Raw genomic sequence first — 24,272 nt, 5'->3', positions numbered from 1 at the left:
CGCCTCGCTGACAGGCTCGGCGCCTGAGGTAGGGGCGAGGAAATTCCTCGGGAGGTTGTCGTATCGGGCGCTTCGCCAATCGTCTTCGACGTAGGGGCCTGACGGGCCCGTACGTTTGGTTCGCCGAGTTGACCCTGTACGTCACAACAAGGAGATATCCGATGGCACCAACAGCCAAGCCTCAACCGATCCCGGACACGTACCGGCGGGTCACACCAGCCCTCATCGTCAGGGGTGCCGCCAAGGCGCTCGAGTTCTATGCCGAGGTGTTCGGAGCGACCGAGCGCATGCGTTTCCCCGGCCCGGACGGGTCGATTGCTCACGCCGAGATCCAGATCGGGGATTCGGTCATCATCGTCGAGGACGAGTCCCCGATGTTGGGAACCAAGGCTCCGCCGCCCGGCGGACTTGATGGTTCCCCGTCCTTCCTCTTCATCTATGTCGAGGACGTGGATGCGGTCGTCGAGCGGGCCGTGAAGCTTGGCGCTGAGCTCAAACGTCCGCCTCAGGACCAGTTCTACGGCGACCGGGACGGGTACATCATCGACCCGTTCGGGCACGGCTGGACCGTTGCGACGCACGTCGAGGACGTAGCGCCGGAGGAGCTGATGCGTCGGATGGCCGAGTTCTGAAAACCACGCTCAGGTGCCTACCAGTTGGCCTCCTCGGCTACTGGTAGGCCTTGGCCTGGATTCCGTCCGTCGAGCTCGCGGTGATCCGCCCGCCGGCAGTGTTGCTGCGTGCGCGCCGGCACACATCGTACGCTTCGCCCCGATTTGAAACCTTTACGATTGTCGCGGTCAGCCAGCGCGATGCTGAAGGGGGCGGATGTGGCGAGCCGGTGCGGCGCTCTGCTGCGCAAGTGGCGGCAGCGGGCCGGATTGAGCCAGGAGGCCCTCGCCGAGCGGGCTGTGCTTGGAGTCCGCACTATCCGTGGTCTGGAGACCGGTGAGCGGGGAGACCCGCGCGTGGGCACCCTGCGGGTACTGGCCGACGCGTTGCAGTTGAACCGGACCGAGCGCGCCGAGCTGTTCGGCGCCGCCGGGCGTACCGAGCCCTCCCCTGCCGAGGGAATGGCCCAGCGAGTGCCTGCCGGTCGGGCGACAACGGACGGGTTCTGCGAGCGGATCGGCGGGGCGAGCCAGTCGCCTCATGGGCCGACCTTGATCGCTGATCGGCTGGCTGAGGCAGCCGACGCGCTCGCCTACGCCGTACACACTCGCTGGCAACGGGAGGAGGAGCGGCGGCAGATCCATGATCCGGTCCCGCTACCGGTTCGCTGGTGTTCGGCGCCCGCCTCGCTACGGGACAGTTGGGCCAACGTCCGAATGGCTAAGCCAGGTGAGACCGTGCGCCGGGTCGACCTGGACGGGCAGCTCGACCAGATCGTCGAGGTTTACCAGCGGATTCCCTCTCGCCGGTTGGTGGTACTCGGGCGTGCCGGGTCCGGCAAGACGATCCTGACCATGCGGTTCGTGCTCGATCTGCTGGCCGCGCGGGATCCGGCCAGTCCAGTCCCGGTGATCTTCAGTCTCGGTTCGTGGAACCCGGCTCGCACCGGGCTGCGAGACTGGCTTGCCGAGCAGTTGGTGCGTGACCACCCTGGCCTTGCCGCACCCGGTCCCGGTGGAGCGACGCTGGCCGCCGCGTTGGTGGATGCCCATCGTGTCCTGCCGGTGCTGGACGGGTTCGACGAGATCGCCGACGGGCTGCACCGCGCGGCGCTGGCCGCATTGAACGCCACCACCCTGCCGCTGCTGCTGACCAGTCGGGGTGACGAGTACCGCGCCGCGGTCGAAGCCACCGACGTGTTGACGGCGGCCGGGGCGGTGGAGCTCGCGGACGTCACCGCGGCCGACCTGGCTCAGTACCTGCCGCGCACCACCCAGAAGACCGGCCACGCGGGCAATGTCTGGCAAGCGGTACTCGACAAAGTACGAGCCGATCCGGGCGGCGCCCTCGCGTCCGTGCTGACCACGCCGCTGATGGTGGCGCTCGCACGCCGGATCTACAGCGACACCCCCGACCATGATCCGGCGGAGTTGCTCGACGTCGACCGGTTCGGCGAGAGAACGGCGATCGAGCTCCACCTGCTCGGCAGCTTCGTACCAGCGGTCTACCAGGGGCGCCGCGGCATCCGTTCCTACGACCTCGATCATGTCCGGCGCTGGCTCGGCTTCCTCGCCCACCACCTCGATCGGCTCGGTACGCACGACCTCGCCTGGTGGCAGCTCGGCAGCCGGATCCCGGGCTGGCTGCGGATGCTGGTGAGCGGGCTGGTGCTCGGCATCGCAGCCGGCTTCGCCGCGGCATTCATCATTGGTCTGATCCATACCGCCGGGCTCGGCACAGCCGGCGCGGGGTTCGGCAACGGGCTGTCCGCCGGACTCGCGGCCGGGCCGTTGGAGGGTCTCGCGTTGGGCCTGACCGTCGGCTTGGGGCACGGCGCCGTGCTCGTGTTCGGCGGCACGGTGTTCGAACCATCGCGGGTCCGGATCCAGCTGCGTGGGGCAAGCCACTTCGGCGCGACATTCCTGCGCCGGGGGGCGGTCGGGCTCGCGGTCGGCGTGGGGCTCGGTGCCGGCCTCGGCATCGCGAGCAAGCTCGGCGCGACCTTCTGGATCGTCGGCCGGGTCGGGGTGACGACCGGGACCGCCGCGCTCTTCGGGCTGACGCTCGGCCTGGCGTGGGGGCTGACCTGGGTGGTGATGGCCAGCTTCGAGGCACCGGTCGACATCAGCTCGGCGGCGAGCCCGATGAACCTGCTGAATGCCAACCGCCGGACTGTCGCTGTCCAGTCCCTGATCTTCGGGTTGGTGACCTGCGCCGGCTACACGATCGTGGTCGTCGCGCTGCACGGGCCCTGGTACGGGCTGGCGTACGGCCTCTCCTACGGGTTGGTACTCGGGCTCGGGGTCGGACTTGGGGCCGCCAGCCTGACCGCGTGGGGTACGTGGATGGTGTTCGCGCGGGTCTGGTTGCCCCTGAACGGGCGGTTGCCCTGGTCGCTTCCGGCGTTCCTCGAGGACGCCTACCGGCGGGGCGTGTTACGCCGATCCGGTGCGGTGTATCAGTTCCGGCACGCCCGCCTCCAGGATCACCTGACCAAGGCGTACCGCGCGGGTCGTTGAGCCCGTTTTCCCTGGTCAGGGCCGCCGGCCAGATATGGCCGCCGCGCTGGCCTGTCCTTGTTTCCCGCCCGGCCGTGAGCCTGGCCAGGCCGGCGACGGCCGGCTATGGGGAACGAAAATGGAGGCGATCATGAATCTCGTGGACTCCACACTGTGTGAGGGGGAGACATGATGCGGTGGAGATTGGTCGGGTCTGCTGTCATGCTCACCGCCGCCACCGTCGGGCTGCTCGGCGGCGGGCCGACCGCGCAGGCCGCGGGCGCGCAGACGTCAGGCGCGAAGACAGCGGGCGCGCAGGCGGCGGGTCCCCTGCCGGTGTTCACCGACGGGCAGGGGCTGACGGTGGTCGATCAGCCGCGGTGGGTGGAGCGGAGCGAGCGCACGTTCGTGTTCACCGTACGCACCGGCGAGGTGCCGACGTACTCGGTGCTGGACGGCCAGGACCCCAACAAGCACGTGATCATGGTGACGTTGCCGGAGGGCTACGGCGACAACGCCGGCACCCGTTATCCGGTGCAGTACCACCTGCACGGTCACCCGGACCGCCCGAACACGAGAATGAACCTGCAGATGTTCGAGGAGTCGACGGCCGGCGGCGTTCCGCTGATCACCGTGGCACCCAACGGCTCCGGCCGCGGCTGGTACACGAACTGGGTGAACCCGCCGGCCGAGCTCCGCCCCCAGAACTGGGAGAACTTCCACCTGAACCAGCTGATCCCGTTCATCGACGCGAACCTGCGGACGATCTCGACGCGGGACGGCAGGGCGATCTCCGGGCATTCGATGGGTGGCTTCGGCGCGTTCCACTACGCCGAGCGCCGGCCGGAGCTGTTCGCTTATGTGGGCAGCTTCTCCGGCGGGCTCGACCTGCTGAACCAGGCTCAGCGGGTGGCGGTCATCGGCACCACGGCGCTCCCCATGAGCGGTGTACCCACCGTGCCGCCGGACGCGATCTTCGGGCCGCCGGTGTGGCCACTGGACGGCGTGTGGAACTCCGAAAGCCCAGCCCAGCACGTCGAGGCGCTGCGTGGCATGGGAGTGGCGATGTACACCGGCGACGGCGGCAATCTCGCTGAGGTGCCGGACAAGGCGCTCATTGAGAAGGGCGCGCGGGATACCAACCTCGTCACCCGGGACTACCTGGTCGCCGCGGGAATCCCGCACACGTTCATCGACTACGGCAACGGCAGCGGCTGGGCCGAAGGCTGCACCGGCAAGCATGCCCAGGCGCCCTGCCTGGTGGCCGACATGAAGCACTTCGTGTCGCTCCTCATGGAAACCCTCACCCACCCATAGGCGCGAGCCGAGGCAGTTGGGCGCGTCGGCGCACGGATCGCGAGCCGTAGGGGGAGCTCGCGCTCCGTGCGCCGATCGCTACTTGTAGGCCTTGGCCTGGATGCCGTAGAGCTCGGCGTACGTACCCCCGGCAGCTATCAGCTGTTCGTGTGATCCGGCCTCGACGAGCTGGGAGCCTTGCAGCACGAGGATGAGGTCAGCCATCCGTACCGTCGAGAACCGATGGGAAACGAGGATGGTGATCCGCCCGCCGGTGGTGCCGTTGCGCGCCTGCCGGGCGAAACTCTCGAAGAGCGCGTGCTCGGTTTCGGCATCGAGCGCCGCCGTGGGTTCGTCGAGGATCTGCAGGAGGGTTCCGTCCCGCATGAAGCCGCGCGCGAGTGCGATCTTCTGCCACTGCCCGAACGACAGGTCGACGCCGCCGTCCCAGGTCGGCCCGAGCTGGGTGTCGAGCCCGGCCCGCAGACGCGCGATGACATCCTCAGCACCTGCCCGGCGGACGGCATCCTTCACCGCCGGGCGGTCCTCCACGCGCGGTAGGTCCCCCACACCGATCGATCGATGAGCGGGGAACTCGAAACTGAAGAAGTCCTGGTAGGCACCGGCCATCCGGGCCCGCCACTGGGCGGCGGGCAGCCGTCGCAGGTCCACGCCGTCGATGGTGATGCGACCGCTCGCCGGCTCGTAGAACCGCGACAGCAGCTTCATCAACGTCGACTTGCCCGCGCCGTTCTCACCGACGACGGCGACCACCGCGCCGGCGGGCAGCGTGACGCTGACCTCCTCCAGCGCCCACCGGTCCGTGCCCGGATAGCGGAACGACACCTTGTCGAAGGCGATCCCCTCGCTTAGCCGAGGGGGTACGACGCCGTCCGCCTCGTCGCGGTGTTCGCGCGCGTACGACTCCAGCCAGACCAGCCGCTGCGACGCGTCGAGCCACATGCGTACGAAGTCCGCGCTGCCGGCCGTCATCGCGACGTACTGCGAGAGCCGGCTGCCCGCGGTCACCACGAGGAGCACCTGCGCGGCCGACCCGGACAGTACCGTCGCGGTCAGGCCAACGGCTGCGACATAGGCGGCAGCGAAGAGCGCCCAACTCGCCGCCTGCCACCAGGAGGTACGCCACCGGGTGCGGGCGAGCGGCGCGTACCACGACTCCCACGCCGACCGGCGCCGGCGCACCAGGTCGTCATCGATGCGGGAGAGGCGTACCTCCTTGGCCGGCGCCTGCGTCGTACCCAGGGTGAAGAGGTGGCGGTGCCGGCGCTCGTGCGGAGCCACCTCCTCGGTCACCCGCTGGGTCACGGCGGATCGCCGCGCCGACACCCACACCGTCGGCAGCGCGAAGACCAGCAGCAACACCATCACCGGATGCACCGACATCACCAGGCCGAGGGTGATCAGCAGCCGGACCGCCGCGCCGAGCACGTTGAACACCGCGAGGTACATGTGGTCGAGCTGGTAGGTCTGCTCCTTCAGAACCGACAGCCGGTCGAGGTAGTCAGGGCGTTCCTGATGCTCGATCGTGGGAACCTTCGCCTGCAGCCCGGCGACATGGCCCTCGAGCGTCGCTCCGACGCGCATCCGGAACGTGCGCTGGACGCGGCCCGCCAACGTCTGCAGGAGCCACGATCCGACCGCCGAGCCGGCAAGGCCAAGGCAGCCGAGGTAGATCGAGCTGGACCTGCCCTCCGAGATCCCCTCGGCGAGCACCATCAGCCAGACCGCGAAAAGGCTGTCGGGCACCGCTTCCAGCAGCGCCATGCCGAGGGAGAGCGTGATCAGCTTGGGTTCGGCTTCGTACGCGAGCCGCATCGACCGGCGAAGGGTCGGCAAGGTGCGGGGCAGCGCCTGGTCAGTGGCCGTCACGCGTCCTCCTCGCCGACAAGACCGTCGGAGCCGTCGTTGAAGCGCGCCGCCTGCAGATCGAACATCGTCCGGTAGCGCCCGCCGGCGGCCATCAGCTCCTCGTGGGTGCCCAACTCGACCACGCGCCCACCTTCGAGGACGCAAATGCGGTCGGCGTGCCGCACGGTCGAGAACCGGTGCGAGACGAGGATGGTCGTCAACCCGCGGGTGGCCCGCAGGATGCGGTCGAACACCTCCGCCTCGCCGCGTACGTCCAGTTGCGCGGTCGGCTCGTCGAGGATCACCACCCGGGCGCCCTGGGCCACCGTGGCCAGCGCCCGAGCGAGCGCGACCCGCTGCCACTGCCCTCCCGACAGGTCGGTGCCGCCGGCGAACTGCTTCGACAGGACGGTGTCGAGTTCGGCCAGGTCCGCCGCACCCGCGTCTTCCAGTGCCGTACGTACGACGTCATCCGGCGCTCCCGACGGCGCGACGTTCTCGCGGAGCGGAAGCTGGTAGCGAACGAAGTCCTGGAAGGCCGCGGCGACCTGGGCCCGCCACGAGTCCGGTGCGAAGGTCCGCACGTCGATGCCGTCGGCGGTCACCGTCCCGGAGGTCGGGTCGTACAGGCGCGCGAGCAGCTTGACGAGCGTCGTCTTGCCGGCGCCGTTCTGGCCGACGATCGCCAGCGAGGTGCCGGCCTCGATCGTCAGATCGAGCCCGTCGAGGATCGGCCGCGAGTCGGCCCGGTAGGAGAAGGAGACGTTGTCGAACCTGATCTCGCGTACGGGCAACCCGCGCGCGGAGGTCGTTCCGGCGGGCAGGTCACCGATGCGGAGCATGGCCGGCTCCAGCGAGGCCACGACCGGCACTGGGCGCGAGCCGTCCGCGAGCCACCAGTCGAACTCCATCGTGGCCAGCGCACTGACCCCGATCGCCGTACCCGCGTACGCCACCAGCTGCGACAGGCTGAGGTCACCCGCGGCCGCCGCGCGCGCCATCGCCCAGTAGACGAGGCCGTTGCCGGCGACGAGGACGAGCAGGGTGAGCGTGATCGAACGCTCCTTCAGGCGCATGGCCTGCAGGGAGATGGCAAGCAACGCCTTACGCCGCTCGGCGAAGCGGGCCGCCGTCCAGTCGGCCAGGCCGAACAGCCGGACCTCCTTGGCGGCTGGGGAGTCCACTGCCATGCGGTAGGCGTACTCCGCGTGCCGCTGGTGTTCCTTGACCTCGTCGGAACGCCAGTCGTTCCAGGCGATGCTGTCGCGCAGCAGGATGTGCGGCGCGATCCAGACGGCGAGCAGGAGCAGCCCGGCCCACCAGCGGAATCCGGTGACGACAACCGCCGAGACGATGCCGGCGCCGAAGCTGACGAACCCCGACCCGATGTACCCCATGCAGATCCGCAGCTGCGGCGAGGTGATGCCCAGGTCGAAGTCGCGGGCGAGGCTGAAGTCGCTCGCCAGGTCGGGGTCCTCCAGATGTGCGATGCCGACCGGGCGTACGGCGGCGGTGATCAGGCGGTCCTGCAGGGCGGCTGCGGTGCGGTCCCCGAGGTTGGTGGCGAGCTCGGTGTGCAGCGGGCCCAGGGTCTGCATCAGTGCGAAGAGCACGCCGACCGCGACAAGTGGCAGCAGCAACGAGTCGTCGCCGGCGATCGAGCCGACCAGCCAACCGGTGGCCACCGCGAGCCCCGGCGGCAGCACCGCCCGGAGCACGATCAGCGCCCACCACGCGACGGCCAGCCGGCGGTCGGCCTGCCAGATGGCGCGGAAGAGCAGCTGCCATTCCGCGGAGTTCCGGAGCCGTGCCAACCATGAGCCTTTGACGTGGGAGCCCTTGACGTCACCGGTTGGTTGGGCCGCTACCGCCATCGCCTCATCCGTTCCTCCTCCGCTGCGCGCGACCAGGCTGCGTCACCGTCGGTGCTGGCGTCTTGGAAAAATCTGCAGCCGGTTATCGCTTCGGCGGTCAGGAATCCGACGGTTGCAGCGACGCGGTCAACGTCAACTCGTACCCGTCGGGGTCGAGAACCCCCGCCTCCCGTACACCCCACGGCTGATCGGCCGGCTCACTGGAAATCCGGTGGCCGGCCGACCGCAGTCGTTCGATGGTGCTGTCAACGTCGTCGACCGCGAAGGTTCCAATCGCATGCGGAACCGGCATGCCGTCATGCCGCGGATGCAGCAATATCCACGCGCCCTGAGGGTCACCTTTGGTAGGCAGGTGCAGGGTCACGTCGCCATCCGCCGACTCCCGAAAGAGTCCGAGAGCGCCCTCGTAGAACTCTGCCGACGCAGCGACGTCGGCGCAGAAGATGATGATTCCGTCGAACGCTACGGTGCCCATGTGGCCGAATCCTCTCGCCGTACACACCGCTCCTATGCGACGTGCGCAGTGCGCATACTAGTCACATGACCTACCCGCTACCAGTCCTCGCCGATGCGCGACCGGCTCCAGTTCTGCGCGTCGCGGCGCCCACCTTGGCCGCGACCATGCCGACCGCGATGCTGCTGGTCGACTACGCGCTGGCCTGGAAGGCCATGCCCACACCTGAGCTGCAGACGCTGGCCGAACGCCTACCAGCCGACATCGTCGAGGCGAGCTGGCCCGTCCGGGCCGCGATGGCACACGGCTCGGTCCTGCGCAGCGTGTTGCTACACCAGCTCCCCGCGGACCACCCCGGACACACCGACTGGTCCGAGCTGCGTCGATGGCTCGCCGCCTGGCAGGACGAGTTCGTCCTCGGCCTGATCGACTGGGGCATCGACTCGAACATGCATTACGACAAGCCACCGCGGGATCCCGAGCCGACGGCAGCGGAGATCGGGTCTCTGTCCGAACCCTCCGTCGCGATGCGCCGAGACGCCGCGGCGGTCCTGCGCAGCTGGAACGTCCCGCATCCAAAGGAGCGGGCGGGCGAACTGCTCGATGCCGGAACGTTCCGGTCGGCGTTGCTCGACCTACTCGACGCGATCTGGCACGGATGGCTCGATCGTGCCTGGCACGATTCGCTCGACGCGATGCGCGCGACGGTCGCGGCCACGCCGTCACCACCACCCGGGTGTGGCGCCGCCCAGTGGATCAGCCTCGTAACTGGTCTGCGTCCCGACGAGCAGTACGCCGCGGCGGCCGAAGCCGCGACCGAACTCGTCGTGATGCCCTCACCCGGCCTCGGGCGTAGCCTCTCGCTCTTTGCCGACCAGACCACGTGGGTGCTCTTCACCCCGCGCCACACACCAACCGCGCAGTCGGCTAAGGCCGACGCAGGCGCAACCGCACGGACCGGCATCTCGGTAGGCCGCCTCGCGGCGTTGGCGCCCACCATGCACGCCCTTGGCGATCGCACCCGGCTCGCCATCACCCTGCACCTGCTCGAAAACGGGCCGCTCACCATGCAGCAGCTGGCCGACGCGCTCGAAGTGCACCAGAGCACGATCTCGCGACAGGTCACCGCGCTGCGGCGCGCCGGCCTGGTCGAGTTGCGGGACGACCGGCGCATCACCGTACGGCGGGACGCGATCCGCCAGACCTGCCAAACTCTGCTCACCGCCCTGGACTGAAAGGTGCCAGCCCAAGTTGTCATAGGTTTCTCGGCTGTCTCGAATGGCGTACATCTGTTGTATCGGATGGTGAGAAGCCGAGACTTTGTCTCACATTGTGTACACCCTTTGAGTGCCTCACGCGGCAAGTCTCCACCTCACTAGGCAAATTTGCCTTGCCTGGTAGGGAAATGCCCCGCCTCGCACCGGAGATGGTGTACACAATGTGAGAAAACGCCAACCTTGCCTCACATCGTGGGCAGACCTGAAGGCGTCCATGCCTGCACCGGTCGCTGATATCGGAAGCGAGTTCTGATGGACTTTCCGCCCATGCCACCCGTCCGCCAAATTGCCCATGGCAGCGCACCTGGCGGCGGACATTGGACCCTTGAAATAGGCGGCTCACCAGACGGGCCCTTCACGATCATCAATCTCGAGTATCCCGACGGCCGCCGTCACGGTGGAGGCATCGGAGCGGGCGTCCTGCAACAGGACACGGTGATGGCCACCTATTTCGGCAGGTCGAGCGAAACGCCACTGAGCATCGTCTGCCGCGCAAAACCAAAGGTCGCACGCTTACGCGTTGAAGGATCCAATCTGCCAGGCGAAAGTCTGGACCTCACCCCTGTCGCCAGCCTCCCGGAGATCGGAACCGCTGGCGAAGTGTTCTTCGCTGCGGTCCTCCCACCCGATGCTCGGCTCTCATCCTTCCGGGCCCTCGATGCTGACGGACACACGCTCGATACGACCATCGCCGCGCAGCCACCCAGCTGGAACTAGCGCGCCTCCCGTAGATCAAGCTTCCCAGCACCGGGTCGTCCCACATTTTGTACACCTAGCGGGGCGCCTTGAGGGTTATTCAAAACATGCAGGCTCGGCGGCTTTCGTGATGGGCAGGTCATCTCTGATCGTGGAGACTCAGGAGTGCTATAACCCCCTGGAGTCTCCACGATCTCGCTGAGGTACAGCCGATGTGAGGCAGCTTGGTCCTCGTTGCACCCAGGTGTCCCAACGCAAGGCGAATTCAGCGTGCTTCGTGGAAAGATACCGCGTGAGGTGGTGGCCGTCTCGAATGGCGTACACCCGGCTGTATCGGATAGTGAGAAAAGAGGCTCCTGTCTCACATTGTGTACACCGTTTGGAGACCCCAGGCGGCAAGTCCCCACCTCACTAGGCAAATTTGCCTTGCCTGGTGGGAAAATGCCCTGCCTCGCATCACAGAAGGTGTACACAATGTGAGACAACCCTGGATCGACCAAAGTGTGAGACGACAAAACCCGAGCGGGGTCCCACTCACTCCACCGACCAGACACCCCGCAAAGCGAGGCCGACGCCGACCCCGGAGGAGCTAAATCAACGGTCCCGTAATCGAAAACACCTCCCGCTGCGGATGGCCGAATCACGTGCCGTTGATCAACTCCGCTCCTTCGCAGCGGCAGCTTCAGCCGCCGCTCTCGCCGCAGCTTCCTCACGGGCCCGAGGAACGCGGCCCACCCGCGCGGGACGGACCTGATCGAACCCCACCATCAGATGCCGCGGCCCACGCAACACCGCGTTCGGCCGGTACGGCGGCGGATCGGCGAGCAGGCGCGGGTTGTCCAGCCTGCTGACCAGCTCCGACAGGGCGACCTGCGTCTCCACCCGGGCAAGCGGCGCGCCGAAACAGTAGTGGACTCCGCCACCGAAACCCAGGTGCTGGTTGCCGCCACGTCTGAGCACGAACCGCTCGGGATCGATGCGCTCCGGGTTGAACCGGTCCGGGTCCCACACGTGGTCGGGGTCCCGGCTACCCGCCGCGAGGACCAGCGTGATGGGCGCACCAGCCGGGATGACGGTGCCGGCGATCTCGATGTCATCCAGCGCCACTCGATCAGGCAGGATCTGCACCGGTGGTTCGTACCGCAGCAACTCCTCGACAGTCCGGATGACGAGCTCCGGCCGCTGCCGGATCCGTTCCAGGACGTGCGGGTGTCGAAGCAGGGTGAGCATCCCGTTGGTGATGAGGTTGACGGTGGTCTCATGGCCGGCGATGAGCAGCAGGGCCGCATTGCTCGCCAGCTCGGCACGTGACATCCGCCCAAGCACCGCGTCGTCGGTGGCGAGGGCAGAGAGCAGGTCGTCACGGGGATGCCGGCGATGGAACTCAATGAGCCCGCTGAGGTACGCCCGAAGCTCGACGATGGCCGCGTCGCGTTTCGCGTACAACCTTTCCTGCTCGGCACCCACCGGCCCGATCGCCTCGACAACGGCGTCAGCCCAGACCCTGAACCGCGGCTCGTCTTCCCGTGGAACGCCAAGCAGCCGGCAGATCACCGTCACCGGGAACGGATAGGCGAACTCGTCCACCATGTCCACCTGGTCTTTGCCCGCGAACCGGTCGATCAGCTCAGTGACGATCTCGAGGAGTTCCGGACGCATACCGTCGATCCGTCCGGGGGTTTCCGGCGGGCCGAAATGGCGGTTCAGGACGCGACGGATCCGGTCGTGTTCAGGAGGATCCAGCCGGATGAAGCTCGGCGGCTCCTCCGATTCCTTACGAACAGAGCTCACCCGTGGATCGTGGAGGAGCGCGACGATTTCCCTGTACGTACTGACGACGTACCGGCCGTCGTCCTCGCGGATCACCGGTGTCCGGCGGAGTTCGGCGTACAGCGGGTACGGATCGGCTCGGTTGGCATAGTCGAGTACCTGTTGAAAAACGCTGGGCGCCATCCGCGATCCCCTCCCGTCTTCCTTTGCCCGCACCGTCAGCCGGACGGATGCACCAGCCGGGCGCGCCGTTCGCTGGGGTGGTGGCCGGTGACCATGACGGTGGCGTGGTACGGCACGGCTTGGATAGGTATCGCGGCTGGCACCGGGCCCGCCGCCACCGGGGGCTTGGCCTTCGCTGGGTGGTCGACGCCGCGGAACTCCGGCGGGAACGGCGCCGAGCGTTCGATCAACCCGGCATAGAACTCCAGCCACTTCGACTGGTTGAACGTCACCGCCGCGGTCACGCGACCGTCCTTGCCGTACACCGCGACGAACCGCCGCTCGGCTGTGGAACCCTGCGTAACCAGCACTTCGTCGGAGAACGTCGGGACGCCCACCGACTTGATCTCGACGCCGAACTGCGTGGACCAGAAGACGGGCAGTGCGAGGTGCGGCCAGCGGTCGGACTCGTCGCTGATCATGTTGTGGGCCGCGATCTCGGCCTGGTTGAGCGCGTTGCTCCAGTGTTCGAGGGCAAGCAGTTGGTACTCGTAGAGCGGATGCGGGAAGCGTGCCACGTCACCGGCGACGAAGATGTCGTCGGTGACAACGCCGTTCACGTCGAAGGCGCGGCACCCGGCGTCGCACGCCACTCCCCATGGACCAGCCGCGAGACCAGAGTCGCGCAACCATTCGACGTTGCGTACCGCACCCAGCGCCGCGACCGCGAGATCGACGTCGAGCGTGCTGCCGTCAGACAGCCGCGCCCGCACCAGCCGTGCGTCCGCGTCACCCTCGAGCGCCTCCACGGCGACGCCGCACCGCAGGTCGACGCCGTTCGCGCGTTGCAGTTCCGCCGCGACCGCACCGAGGACGCCGCCGAACGCGCCAACCAGTGGTTGCGGTCCCCGCTCCACGACGGTCACTGGGATGCCGAGGTCGCAGCAGTCGGACGCCACCTCCGAGCCGAGGAACCCACCCCCGATGACCAGAACACGCTGAGGACCGGCGGCGAGCCGTTCCCGAAGTTCAGCCGCGTCGTCCCGGCCGCGTACGACGAACACGCCGTCCAGCGCGGCCTCCGCGACATTCGGCCAGGGGCGGGCACGCACCCCCGTGGCGATCAGCACCCGGTCGAAGTCCACCTCGCCACCGCCAGCGACATGAACGCGCCTGCGAGCGCGGTCGAGCCCGATCGCTGGCTGGCCGAGCCGCCAGTCGACGTCGAGCCCGGTTGACCGTGGCAACACGGTCCGCTGTGCCGGGACCTGCCCGGTCAGGACCTGTTTCGACAGCGGCGGACGGTCGTAGGGACGGTGTGGTTCGTCCCCGATCAGTGTCAACGAGCCGGTGAATCCGCCGGTACGTAACGCATGCGCGGCACGGAGCCCAGCGAGGGACGCCCCGACGATGACGATCCGTTCGACGGCTGCGGCCGTGCCGGACCGGTTCGCCTCGGCTGCGGCGGGTCGGGCTTCTCGCTCGTCGCGGTGGTCAAGGATGATCGCCTGCACCGGGCAGGCCGCGGCGGCCCGAAGAATCCGCTCCCGCTGGATGTCGTCGGGGTTGGCGTCGTACAACAACGCCTCGTCGCCGCTCATCGTGAAGACGTCGGGCGCGAGGAACGCACATTGCGCATATCCCTGGCATCGGGTGAGATCGACCGCAAGCCTCATGGCATCCTTTCCGGGCCTTCTGGCGCGGTCTGCCGCCTCGGCGGCCGACCGGCTGGGGCCGCTCACTTACCCCCAGGCTTGGGTGGGCTCTCGACGACGCCATCACCCACACCGGGTGAACCCCAGGGTGAGGCCCGAGTCCGCCGAGATGCCGAGAGCGGTCGGCGGAATTCGCCGTCACTCTGTCCATCGGCCGATGCGCTCGGCCCGTACGCCTGGCGACGCTGATGCCATGACAGATGTGCGGCTATCTTCCGGCGGCGAGCGTCAAGGCCGCCTTGCTCGCGGCGGGGTCGTCCGACTCGCCTGCCTCCTGCCCGCGGTCGGGAGTACGGCGTACGCGTTCGCCGGGCTTTTCTGGATGGCTGGCGGGGGTGGATTTCCCTTTGGCACAGCACACGATCCGCTGGCCCGTCGACAGTCCATTCTCGAGAACGTCACGCAAGAGTCCGCGGCGCCGTGGGTGGTCGCGCTCGGGCTGCTTGGAACAGTCATCGCGCTGGCCATGTGTCAGGTGCGAAGGCGCGGGCCGTTGGCGTCACTTCTGCTTGTCCTGGCAGGCGTCCAGGGCGCGACGTACGCGTTCGTCATTCCGGACGGTCGTCCCCTCATCGCGGCGGCCCACATCCCGATCCTGTTGGCGGGTAAGCCGTTCGGTTGGCCGCCAGGTGTCACGATCTCCAGCCAGGTGTCGTGGCCGGTCGCCAACCAGCTGCTGCTGATTCTCCTGGGTGCCTCGTGGTTCGCGGCGGCCGTGGTGTTTCACCGTACGGTCGCCCGCGCGTGCCAGGTCTGCGGTCGTCACGACGCGAGCCCCGCGTGGACCAGGCCGGAGCGGGCAGCGCGCTGGGGCCGCTGGGCGGTCGCCGCCGCGATCGCGGTGCCGGCGTTGTACGCGATGACCCGGCTCGCATGGGCGCTGGGCATCCCGCTCGGGGTGTCGCGACGGTTCCTCACAGAGGAGGCGGCCGACTCGCCCGAGATCTTCATCGCGGGTGCCTTCATGGCGATGCTCGCCCTGGGCGGTGCCACGCTGACGCTAGGCCTGGTTCAGAAATGGGGCGAGGTCTACCCGCGCTGGATCCCGTGGCTGCGCGGTAATCCGGTCAGGCCGCGTACCGCGATCGTGCCCGCGACCGTAGTGGCGTTCATCATCATCGGTCCGGGCGTCGGCTGGATTCGGACCGCGCTCCTTGGGTATTTTCCACCGGGCGCGCTCAGCGAGGACTGGGGCACCGTCGCACCCGGAGCGCTCTGGCCGGTGTGGGGAGTCGGCCTCGCCCTCGCGACATACGCGTACTACCTACGACGCCGTGGCCGCTGCCGTGCCTGCCGCCGCTCGTAAGGAAACGACGTCGACGCTCAGCTCGGGTCCTCAGCCTCCCGGCGTCTATCGCTGCACGAGAATCGAAGTGATGTAGCTGGTCGCCACCCAGACCGCGGCCACGATTCCGATCCATGGAAGGCCTGGGTCGATGCGTCTCCGTGAGTGGGCGAGTGGTTGGTACTCGTTGCGCCTTCCGATCTCGGTGCGTAGGGAGTCAATGAGCTCCTCCTCGCGTGACTGGCTCCGCCACTCCGCCATCAACCCGTTGCTCTCCCACGAAATACCATGGCGCGCGGTCGAGACCGTTGAAACCTATAACAGCCTGACCATCGTGCTGTGGGACAGACGCGAAATACGAGTCTTCGCTTTCTCCGGCTCTATGATTGCCGACCTGCTCGGCGACCGGACGCTGGTCCGCGCCCAACGACTGATTGCCGCGGCGCGACGCGGGGCCCCTGCTGGGCCAGAGACGTTGATGCTGCTGCCTCGCTGCCGACTTCACCTGCAGTGGTGGCTCCTACCCATCATCATCGGCCTCGCCGTGGGCTCAGTCTGGATCGCATGGATGATAGACCCACTTGGCGGACCCGTCACGTAAAGCCCCAAACGACCGCTACGCGACGAGGCACCGTCGTCATGGCGTACCACCGCGGTGCGTCAGGATCATTCAGCGGTTACCAACGAGACGTCGACGGTGCGTACCGGTGACGACGTGAGCGGCCACACCTGACCCTGAAGGCGTTCGTACGGCAGACGGATGAGGTCGGAGTCGGTGACACCGGCCGTCGCGACGGGGATGAACCTGCGGGTGAGCGGACTCCAGCCGGCTCGGAGTGCCGATGCCCCCTTGAGCAGGACGGCGTCGTACGTCTCCGGTGTGAGTCCGGCGCTGCGGAACATCTCCGGATCGTTGGGCTGTGTGGCCCTGCCCTGCAGGAGAATGTCGAGCCGTGGCAGGCGCAGGACCACGGACCTGCCCATGTCGACCCGCCTCCCGGTCGCCATCGGCCCACGGTTGACGAACGTTCCGTCCACCCGGGCGTGGAGCAGTGCGGTCTCCTCCCCGGTCGCCTCAGCAAGGACTGGCGGCAGCACGATGGCCGCGCCGTCCGTCGAGTCGAGCGCCCGGCGTAACAACTCCGGATGCGTCCAGGTGGTGAGGCACCGCAACGGGCTTTCCCTGGCTGCCGCGAGGAGCTCGACCTCGTCCCCTGCGCTGCCGCCGTTGATGTTGTCGCCGGTGTCGGCGAACGCCACCAGTCCCCGGCCCTTGTCCGTGCTCTCGTCAGTGCCGGCCACCGCGCTGGCGACCGCCTCGGCCGGAGTCGGTAGGTGCGTACGCAGGTCCTCCCGCAGGTCCCAGGCCAGCTGGCAGAGTTCCGCGGCCGTGTCGGTCGCGAGCGAACGCGCGCCCCGGGTAGTCACCGTGACGGCCATGCCGGCGTGCGGCACGTCGGCATACGCGTACCCACCGTGGAGCGTGACGTCGAGCAGGTCGTGGCGGCGCTCGAGTTCGCGGGCGCGCAGCAGCCAGGTGACCAACGGCCAGGCCGACGTCGCCTGGGCGATGGCGGGTGCGAGCACGGGCACGCTGCCGAACGCCACACACGGACGCGGCGCGCCGTCAAGCCGGTCCGCGAGGTGGCGCGCGGCGGCCCGCCCGGTCTCCCACGTGTCGATGTGGGGATTGGTGCGATAGCCGGTGAGGAGATCGAGGGATCTGAGCCGTCGTGCGGTCATATTCGCGTGGAAGTCAGTGACCGCGACCACGGGCCGGTGGCCGGCAAGCTGCCGGATCTCTTCACAGACAAGGCTTTCGGGGTCTCCCGCGCTTTCGGTGACAAGGGCGCCGTGTAACTCAACCAGGATCCCGTCGAATGGCTCGCAGGCCCGCAGACCGTCGACAAGCGCGGTACGGATTGCCTCGAACGCCTCAGTGCTCACCGTGCCGGCCGGGACGGCGTACGCACCGAACGCCCCGCGGGCCTGGTGTCCGCGTTCCCGTAGTCCCTCAAGGAACCCACCCACGACGGTCCGACTGCCGGCGTACCGGTGGAGCAGGTCGTCGCGGTGATACCACCCCTCGGCCTCGAAGGCCGCGCGATCGGTGACGGCGCGGCTGAACGTATTGGTCTCGTGGAACATCGCCACGACCGCCACTGTGCCCATCGACCGTCACCCTCCTCGGCGTGCGCCCGTCATCCAACCGCCCCAAGGGCACCTTGCGATCATCATGGCGCGTCAACGGTCATGGGTGCGCGCTCCTCCCGGCTGTCGGCGGACATTACGCCGTTGCGGACGTGGTATCACGCGCAGTTGCGCGGGTGATCGATGAGATCGAGAAAGGGTTCACCGAAGTTGGGGAGCCATTGCAGCTTGGTCTCTGGCTAAAGATGTCCGCGGGTTAGGGGCTCATAGTGATGTCTCGTGGCACGAGACACCACCAGTTTTACTCAACCACTCACCGATCGGCGCGCTGGAAGATCGTGATCGGGATGCCCTCGCCGACCGTCTTCGTCTCAATCAGCTTCAGCCGCCGGGAGCTTGCACCACGCCGTCGAGCGAGATGAACGCGGTCACGGCGATTTCCCCATCTTCAATCGCTTTCTCGTTGGATCGAGCCGCCGCGGCGTCGAGGGCCAGGACCGCAACGACCAGCCGAACACCACAGCGGGCGCGCCGGCATCAGCGATCAGCGCGTAGGCGTACACCCGAAACTCGTCGCTCAGCAGCATCCCAACCTCGGCGTTGATCGGGTTGACGGCGCGATAGGCGGTCGCGCCCCACCTGATGGCGCCCACTGCTGATCAGTGGCGGTGGTGGTGTGTGTACTCGTGGCGGCGGAACAACATCGCCGCGGCCATGCCCACGAACATCAGGACATGCCCGGCCATCATGTGCGTCATTTCGCTGATCGCGCCGATCCACAACGGCACCAGCAGGAGTAGGAATGGTACGTCCATGCCGGCCGACATCTCCGCGATCAGGCGCCAGCGGTGACCACGGATTCGCATCCAGAGAGACATCGTCACCGTCATGTTCGCGGCCATCAGCAGCGCGCTCACCGTCGTGCCGTCCAAAGCGTCCGGACGGCCGAGGGCCTGGGCAAGCAGGCGTTCGAGTGGGCCGAGAGCAACCATCCCGACCACCATCGCCACCACCATCTCCAGGTAGTGCAGAGCGAACCGGAACACTGCCCTGCGCTGATTCGACCTCGGCCGCTCTCCAACCCCTTCAATGGCCGAGGCAGGGATGTCGGCGGTTGGGTCAGAAGGGCTTGTCATGAACCTTCTCCGATCAACAAGGAAGGAAACCAGGCGATGATATTCGGACATGCTCGCCGCGCCGGCGATCCCGACCAGACCTTCGGACCGCGCCGCGTCCGGTTTTCTGGGATTCTTGTCTGCCGGACACCGGCATACTCGCCTACAGTGGTGACGTGAACAGCCGACGTGTCGTGGTGGTGGGGTACGACGGGGTCGAGCTCATCGACGTCGCGTGCGTGACCAGCGGCTTCTACTACGCGAACCAGTTGGGCGCCGCTCAGGCGTACCACGTGGTGCTCGCCACCTCAGCGGGCCGGTCGATGCGCTGCGACTCTGGTCTCGAGCTGCGCAGCGAGAGCCGGCTCGACGGGATCCACGGCAGGATCGACACGCTGGTCGTCTCGGGTGGGCGAGGCCACGAAGCCGCCGCCGACAACCCCCGGCTGGTCGGTCAGGTCCGGCGCCTGGCCGAGTCGGCGCGGCGGGTCGCGTCGGTGTGCACCGGCGCCACCGTCCTGGCCGCCGCGGGCCTGCTCGACGGCCGCCGGGCCACCACGCACTGGGACTATGCCCGTCGGCTGGCCGAGCGCTTCCCCAAGGTGAACGTCGACGCCGCGCCGATCTACATCCGCGACAGAGAGGTCGCCACGTCGGGTGGCGTCACGGCGGCGCTCGACCTCACCCTGGCATTCATTGAAGAGGACCACGGGGCCGAACTCGCCCGCTGGGTGGCCATGGGCATGGTCACCTACCTTCAGCGTCCGGGCAACCAGGCGCAGATGAGTTTGTTCACCAGCATCCCGCGTGCCCCCGAGCAGGTCCTGGTCCGCCGGGTGGTCGACCACGTGGTCAGCCATCTCGACGCAGACCTCAGCGCCGCGAACCTTGCTGCGTTGGTAGGCGTCAGCGAACGGCACCTCAGCCGGCTGTTCGCCGAACACGTCGGCCAGACACCCGGACGGCTGGTGCGCCACGCCCGCCTCGAAGCCGCCTCCCGACTCCTTGCCGACACGCGCGAGCCACTCAGCACCATCGCTCGGCAGTGCGGTTTCACCTCTGCCGAGTCGCTACGCCAGGCGTTCGTCGCGGGATTCGGCATCCCGCCGTCGAGATTTCGGGCAGCGCACAGGACCGGACTCGGGTCGTCTCGCGGAGCGTAGACCCCACGGCGACGAGGATGTTGATGAAACGAGAGCCTGTCGATTCATGACCTGCCGGTTGCGGGTGCCCGTCGGCGCGGAGGTGGCGCACTACCCACCGGGGGCGACGTACGGCCCACGCACGCTCGTCGACTTCGAGTTCGTGTGGCTGCTGCACGGAAGCGCCTGGTGGGACTGCGGCGACACCAGGTTCCGCCTGAGGCCAGGGACGCTGCTCCTCGCCAGGCCCGGCATGCGCGACCACTTCGTGTGGGACTCCGAGCGGGGATCCAGCCACGCGTACGTCCACTTCCACCTGGCTGACGCGGGCGATCTCGGGGCGCCGGACAGCTGGCCACTCACGCGGCCGATCGGCCCCAGCGACTCTGCCACCTCGGTCGCTCCGCTGGCCGCGCTCTGCGGATACGCCCTCTGGCTCGGCAGTAGCCGATCCCCTGCCATGCTCGACCGGACGGCGGACGTCGTGGCCTGGCTCCTCGACCTCTTCGTCCGCGGCCCGATGCCGACCACGGACGCCGCCGAAGCACTCCCATCACATCTCACCCGCCTGGCCGCCCAGATCCGGCGCGCCTGGCGCGACGGCGGCATTCGCCCGCTCACCCTGGCCGAGCTTGCCGCCGCTGCCGGCGTCTCACCAGGTCACCTGAGCCGGATGTTCCGCAAGGAGTACGCCATCGGGCCCGTCGCCGCGATCGAACTCATCCGCCTCGTCCGCGCGGCGACCCTTCTCCAGCGCAGCAACCTCACTGTCGGGGCGGTCGCGGCCGCCTGCGGATTCGCGAACCCCTTCCACTTCTCCCGCCGCTTCCGTGTGGTCTACGGCGTTCCTCCCCGCACCTACCGGACGTCCCACAACGCCGAGGATCCGCACCAGCCGCTCAGCCGCTCCGGCCTGCTCGTCCTCGCCCATCACCTCGGCCGCGTCGAGTAGGTACGCCGAGTAGGTACGCCGAGAAGTCAGGATCAGGCAGGTTTTTGCCCCTCCTATGCATGGCCTGACTCAAAGCGCCCGCGCATAGTAGCTGACCACTGTCTCGGAAAACGCTCGCCCCACAACGCAGAACACCAGTGCCGGGGGACCGACGTACGCACCCTCACCACACCTGGCCATGGGAACTACCCCGCGCGGGAGGTTCGAATGGATGTAACTGGATCGTGGCCCGCCGAGCCGAGATCCTCGCGATCCGCGGCACCACGCGGCTCTCACGGAATGACCCGTCGGCATGCGCTGCGGCTTCTGGGTGGATCCGCTGTGGCCGGTGCGGTGGGGGTCACGTCAGCCGGGTGTACGCCACCCAGCACGCCCACGTCTAAAGGCGACCTCGACCTGTGGACCTTCGCCGACACCCACGCCGGGTGGTTCAAGGAGATGGCCAAGGAATTCGAGCAGGAAACCGGCATCCGGGTCGCGGTGAGTCTGATTCCTGGTTCCTCACTCTTCCAACAGCTGCTCATCAACCTCAAGGCAGGCGGCCTCAACACACCTGACCTGTGCGACATCGAGCAGGGTGCGTTCGGCAGTTTCCTGATCGGTAGGTCGGTTCCCTTCGTCGACCTCGGCCCGGCACTGCGCCAGAAGGGGTACGACAAACAGTTGGTCACGGCCCGGCAGGCGCTCTACAGCTGGAAGGATGGTGTCTACGGCATCGAGCACGCGTTGACGCCGGTCACGTTGTTCTATCTACGGGAGCCGTGGGAGCGTGCCGGCATCGATCCGGCCACCCTGCACACCTGGAACGATTTCGGCGCCGCCGTCCGCGAGACCTTCCCACCACGCACGCGGGGTCTACCACTTCCCGGCCATGACGTGATGCTCCGCCAACGCAGCGGGGACTATTTCGATGGCGACGGCCAGGTGGCGCTCGACAGCGATCTCTCGATCGACACCATGGAATGGCTTCTCGACCAGGAACGACGCGGCACCCTGGCTCGCCCACCCGGCTGGATCACCGAGGGACTGAATCCAGCGGCCTGGGCGGAATTCCGGGCCGGCAAGGTCGTTTCCCTCGTCTCGCCCGACTGGTACGCCGGCGCGATCCAGTCACAGGCTGACGACCTGGCTGGGAAGTGGGGAGCCTGCCCGTTGCCGGCGTTCGAGCCGGGCGGCCGGCGGGCCAGCTGCCTCGGTGGCACCGGCCTCACGATCCTCAAGACGAGCAAGCGACAGGACACGGCCTGGCGATTCCTTGAGTTCTCGATGCTTCGCGTGCCTGCGGTCGTGAAGCGTTACAAGGCGATCAACCTGTATCCGCCGTTCATCCCCGCCTGGTCGGATCCGCGCATGCACGATCCGATTCCCTTCTTCGACGGGCAGGACATCGGTGCGTTGTACGCCGACGTCGGGCGGGAGGTGCCACCGCAGTACCAAAGTCCGTACCGCCCGCAGCTCACGTCGCAGGAGCTTGGCCCGCGGATGCTCGACGTCTATCAGCACAAGCGATCGGCCCGCGAGGTCTTCACCGAGGTGGCGCGCGCGGTGCGCGCACGCATGGAAAGAGGTGGGCGCGTTGGCTAGGACCATGCCGTCGACCACGGACGCACCAGCCGGGGCACACACCGCGCGTCGACCCCGCAGCAGGGTACGCCCGCGGTGGACGCCGTACTTCTTCATCGCGCCGTTCTTCGTTCTTTTCGGGGTCTTCTTCGGCCTTCCGACACTCCGATCCCTCCAGCTCAGCTTCTATACCGAACGCGGCGTCGACACGTCGGCCACCTTCTCCGGCCTGGACAACTACACGACCCTGGTGGGCGATCCGACGTTCTACAAGGGTCTGGTCAACACGAGCTACTACGCGCTCGGGAGCATCCTGATCATCCTGCCGCTCGCCCTTAGTCTCGCTCTCCTGCTGCGGACGCGCGGGCTGCTGCTCCGGGAGTTCTTCCGGCTGTCGTTCTTTCTTCCCAACGCCATCTCCGGCATCGTGGTCGCGATCGTGTTCCGGCTGGTTTTCGACCAGGAGTACGGCCTGCTCAACAACTGGCTGCTCGCGCCCCTCGGCCTACCGAAGATCGCCTGGCTGGCCGATCCCACCTTCATCATGCCGAGCATCATCCTGCTGGGTATCTGGCAGTTCACCGGCCTGAACGCGTTGTACTTCATGGTCGGGTTACAGAACCAAGATCCCGGAATTCACGAGGCCGCCATCGTCGATGGAGCTGGCCCCTGGCAACGCTTCCGCTACATCACTCTGCCGCTGTTGCGGCCCACGACAGTCTTCGTGGTGACCTTCGCGATTATCGGTTCGTACCAACTCTTCGCCCAGCCGGTGGCACTGGTCGGTGAGGGCGGAGGTCCTGACCGCGCCGGCCTCACCCTCACGATGTACCTCTACGAGACGGCGTTCACCAATCTCGATCTCGGTTACGGCGCTGCCATCGGATATGCGATCACGCTGATCATCGTCGTCCTCAGCGTGCTCCAGATGTGGGCGCAGGGATTCTTCCGGAAGGAGTCGACATGAGCGAGGGCAGCACTCCCCACGCGACACTCGCCATCCGCCTGCGTCGCCTGGCCGTCTATGTCACGCTGCTCGCCGCGGTGGCGCTGACGCTCCTGCCCTACGTCTATCTCGTCACGGGTACGGTCAAGTCGCCCGGCGAGATCTTCCGGCTGCCGGTGCGGTTGTTCCCGTCGGCGATCACCACCGAGCACTACAGCAAGCTCTTCGCCAGTGAGCTCATACCGTTCGCCCGGCAGGTGGGCAACAGCGTGGTGATCGCGACGCTGACCACCCTTCTGGTCCTCGCGGTCTCGGCCTCGGTGGGCTGGGGGTTCGCGAAGTACGAGTTCCCGCTGCGCAACACGCTCTTCGTCGTCCTCCTTGCGACGCTGACCCTGCCGCTGCAGGTCGCGCTGGTTCCGTTGTTCCAGATGATGGTGTCCCTCAACTGGCTGGACACCTTCCAGGGCGTGGTGCTGCCGAGCGGGGCCAGTGCGTTCGGGGCCTTCTTCATCCGTCAAGCCATGCTTGCGGTGCCTGACGACATGGTGCAGGCCGCGAGGATCGACGGCGCGTCGGAGTTCCGGATCTTCCTGACGATGGGCGTACCCCTGGCCAAGGGTGCGCTGTCGGTGCTGGCGGTGTTGACGTTCCTGGGGTCGTGGAACGACTTTCTCTGGCCCTCCATCGTGCTCCGCAGCGCCGAACGCCAGACCTATCCGGTCGGCCTGGCGAACCTCGTCGGCTTCTACAACACGGAGTACGGCACCATCCTGGCCGGATCGTTCCTCGTCACCGTGCCGATCATCATCGTCTTCGTCGCCGGCCGTAAACACATCCTTGACAACCTGATGATCGGCTCGGTCAAGAGCTGAGCCTTTCGATGGCGGCGTGC

The 24,272-nt window shown here is 67.6% G+C and carries 20 protein-coding genes; 12 read left to right on the top strand and 8 right to left on the bottom strand.

Translation table 11 applies throughout. The features are described 5' to 3' along the window. Positions 1-161 precede the first annotated feature (161 nt). From B141_RS0127980 to B141_RS0127970, 3 genes are all read left to right on the top strand, one after another. Complete coding sequence (locus B141_RS0127980; protein WP_020578500.1) at positions 162-632, top strand: VOC family protein; 471 nt, start codon at positions 162-164, stop codon at positions 630-632. A 198-nt stretch (positions 633-830) separates the two neighbouring features. Continuing rightward, positions 831-3,131 (top strand): helix-turn-helix domain-containing protein, encoded by a 2,301-nt coding sequence (locus B141_RS0127975; RefSeq protein ID WP_026257635.1) that lies wholly within the window; start codon positions 831-833, stop codon positions 3,129-3,131. Between the two features lie 168 nt (positions 3,132-3,299). Further along, positions 3,300-4,427 (top strand): alpha/beta hydrolase, encoded by a 1,128-nt coding sequence (locus tag B141_RS0127970; protein ID WP_157181352.1) that lies wholly within the window; start codon positions 3,300-3,302, stop codon positions 4,425-4,427. Positions 4,428-4,505: 78 nt separating this feature from the next. On the opposite strand, the gene B141_RS0127965 is transcribed toward B141_RS0127970, so the two are convergent. The 3 genes from B141_RS0127965 to B141_RS46215 all read right to left on the bottom strand — a co-directional run bounded on the left by B141_RS0127965 (position 4,506) and on the right by B141_RS46215 (position 8,624). Next, on the bottom strand, positions 4,506-6,296 hold the full coding sequence (locus tag B141_RS0127965) for an ABC transporter ATP-binding protein (RefSeq protein WP_020578497.1): 1,791 nt from the start codon (positions 6,294-6,296) through the stop codon (positions 4,506-4,508). Continuing rightward, entirely contained in the window at positions 6,293-8,149 is a 1,857-nt protein-coding gene (locus B141_RS0127960) for an ABC transporter ATP-binding protein (protein WP_020578496.1), read from the bottom strand. The genes B141_RS0127965 and B141_RS0127960 overlap by 4 nt, the downstream gene beginning before the upstream one ends. A 97-nt stretch (positions 8,150-8,246) precedes the next feature. Continuing rightward, positions 8,247-8,624, bottom strand: a complete 378-nt coding sequence (locus B141_RS46215; protein WP_020578495.1) for a VOC family protein — start codon at positions 8,622-8,624, stop codon at positions 8,247-8,249. A 65-nt stretch (positions 8,625-8,689) separates the two neighbouring features. Between B141_RS46215 and B141_RS0127950 the strand changes: the two genes are divergently transcribed. Continuing rightward, complete coding sequence (locus B141_RS0127950; RefSeq protein WP_020578494.1) at positions 8,690-9,838, top strand: ArsR/SmtB family transcription factor; 1,149 nt, start codon at positions 8,690-8,692, stop codon at positions 9,836-9,838. Positions 9,839-10,132: 294 nt separating this feature from the next. Then, the gene (locus tag B141_RS49760; protein WP_157181351.1) at positions 10,133-10,597 is read left to right on the top strand and encodes a hypothetical protein; all 465 of its coding nucleotides are present in this window, start codon (positions 10,133-10,135) and stop codon (positions 10,595-10,597) included. A 633-nt stretch (positions 10,598-11,230) separates the two neighbouring features. Here B141_RS49760 and B141_RS43190 read toward each other — a convergent pair. Beyond that, positions 11,231-12,529 (bottom strand): cytochrome P450, encoded by a 1,299-nt coding sequence (locus B141_RS43190; protein ID WP_020578492.1) that lies wholly within the window; start codon positions 12,527-12,529, stop codon positions 11,231-11,233. Between the two features lie 35 nt (positions 12,530-12,564). Continuing rightward, a complete protein-coding gene (locus tag B141_RS0127935) occupies positions 12,565-14,184 on the bottom strand; it encodes an FAD-dependent oxidoreductase (protein ID WP_020578491.1) in 1,620 nt (539 codons plus the stop codon). 232 nt (positions 14,185-14,416) lie between these two features. On the opposite strand from B141_RS0127935, the gene B141_RS43185 reads away from it, so the two are divergent. Both B141_RS43185 and B141_RS49755 read left to right on the top strand, forming a co-directional pair. Next, positions 14,417-15,529 carry a hypothetical protein gene (locus B141_RS43185; protein WP_157181350.1) on the top strand — a complete coding sequence of 371 codons (1,113 nt, stop codon included), beginning with the start codon at positions 14,417-14,419 and terminating at the stop codon, positions 15,527-15,529. Positions 15,530-15,728: 199 nt separating this feature from the next. Continuing rightward, positions 15,729-16,109 carry a hypothetical protein gene (locus tag B141_RS49755; protein WP_157181349.1) on the top strand — a complete coding sequence of 127 codons (381 nt, stop codon included), beginning with the start codon at positions 15,729-15,731 and terminating at the stop codon, positions 16,107-16,109. Positions 16,110-16,174: 65 nt separating this feature from the next. On the opposite strand, the gene B141_RS0127915 is transcribed toward B141_RS49755, so the two are convergent. From B141_RS0127915 to B141_RS0127905, 3 genes are all read right to left on the bottom strand, one after another. Next, positions 16,175-17,680 carry a M81 family metallopeptidase gene (locus B141_RS0127915; protein WP_020578487.1) on the bottom strand — a complete coding sequence of 502 codons (1,506 nt, stop codon included), beginning with the start codon at positions 17,678-17,680 and terminating at the stop codon, positions 16,175-16,177. Between the two features lie 407 nt (positions 17,681-18,087). Then, a complete protein-coding gene (locus B141_RS0127910; protein ID WP_020578486.1) occupies positions 18,088-18,312 on the bottom strand; it encodes a hypothetical protein in 225 nt (74 codons plus the stop codon). 6 nt (positions 18,313-18,318) lie between these two features. Continuing rightward, entirely contained in the window at positions 18,319-18,705 is a 387-nt protein-coding gene (locus B141_RS0127905) for a hypothetical protein (protein ID WP_020578485.1), read from the bottom strand. 245 nt (positions 18,706-18,950) lie between these two features. Between B141_RS0127905 and B141_RS0127900 the strand changes: the two genes are divergently transcribed. The 5 genes from B141_RS0127900 (at position 18,951) to B141_RS0127880 (ending at position 24,252) form a co-directional block, all read left to right on the top strand. Beyond that, a complete protein-coding gene (locus tag B141_RS0127900; protein ID WP_020578484.1) occupies positions 18,951-19,937 on the top strand; it encodes a GlxA family transcriptional regulator in 987 nt (328 codons plus the stop codon). Between the two features lie 46 nt (positions 19,938-19,983). Next, positions 19,984-20,868 carry a helix-turn-helix transcriptional regulator gene (locus tag B141_RS46210; RefSeq protein ID WP_020578483.1) on the top strand — a complete coding sequence of 295 codons (885 nt, stop codon included), beginning with the start codon at positions 19,984-19,986 and terminating at the stop codon, positions 20,866-20,868. Positions 20,869-21,147: 279 nt separating this feature from the next. Beyond that, positions 21,148-22,452, top strand: a complete 1,305-nt coding sequence (locus B141_RS0127890; protein WP_157181348.1) for an ABC transporter substrate-binding protein — start codon at positions 21,148-21,150, stop codon at positions 22,450-22,452. Between the two features lie 4 nt (positions 22,453-22,456). Beyond that, positions 22,457-23,398, top strand: a complete 942-nt coding sequence (locus B141_RS0127885) for a carbohydrate ABC transporter permease (RefSeq protein ID WP_020578481.1) — start codon at positions 22,457-22,459, stop codon at positions 23,396-23,398. After that, positions 23,395-24,252 (top strand): carbohydrate ABC transporter permease, encoded by an 858-nt coding sequence (locus tag B141_RS0127880; protein WP_020578480.1) that lies wholly within the window; start codon positions 23,395-23,397, stop codon positions 24,250-24,252. Before B141_RS0127885 ends, B141_RS0127880 begins: the two co-directional genes overlap by 4 nt. The last annotated feature ends 20 nt before the right edge of the window (positions 24,253-24,272 follow it).

Source organism: Actinopolymorpha alba DSM 45243, assembly GCF_000373925.1.
Lineage (GTDB): Bacteria > Actinomycetota > Actinomycetes > Propionibacteriales > Actinopolymorphaceae > Actinopolymorpha > Actinopolymorpha alba.
This window is presented reverse-complemented; position numbering and strand designations above follow the sequence as displayed.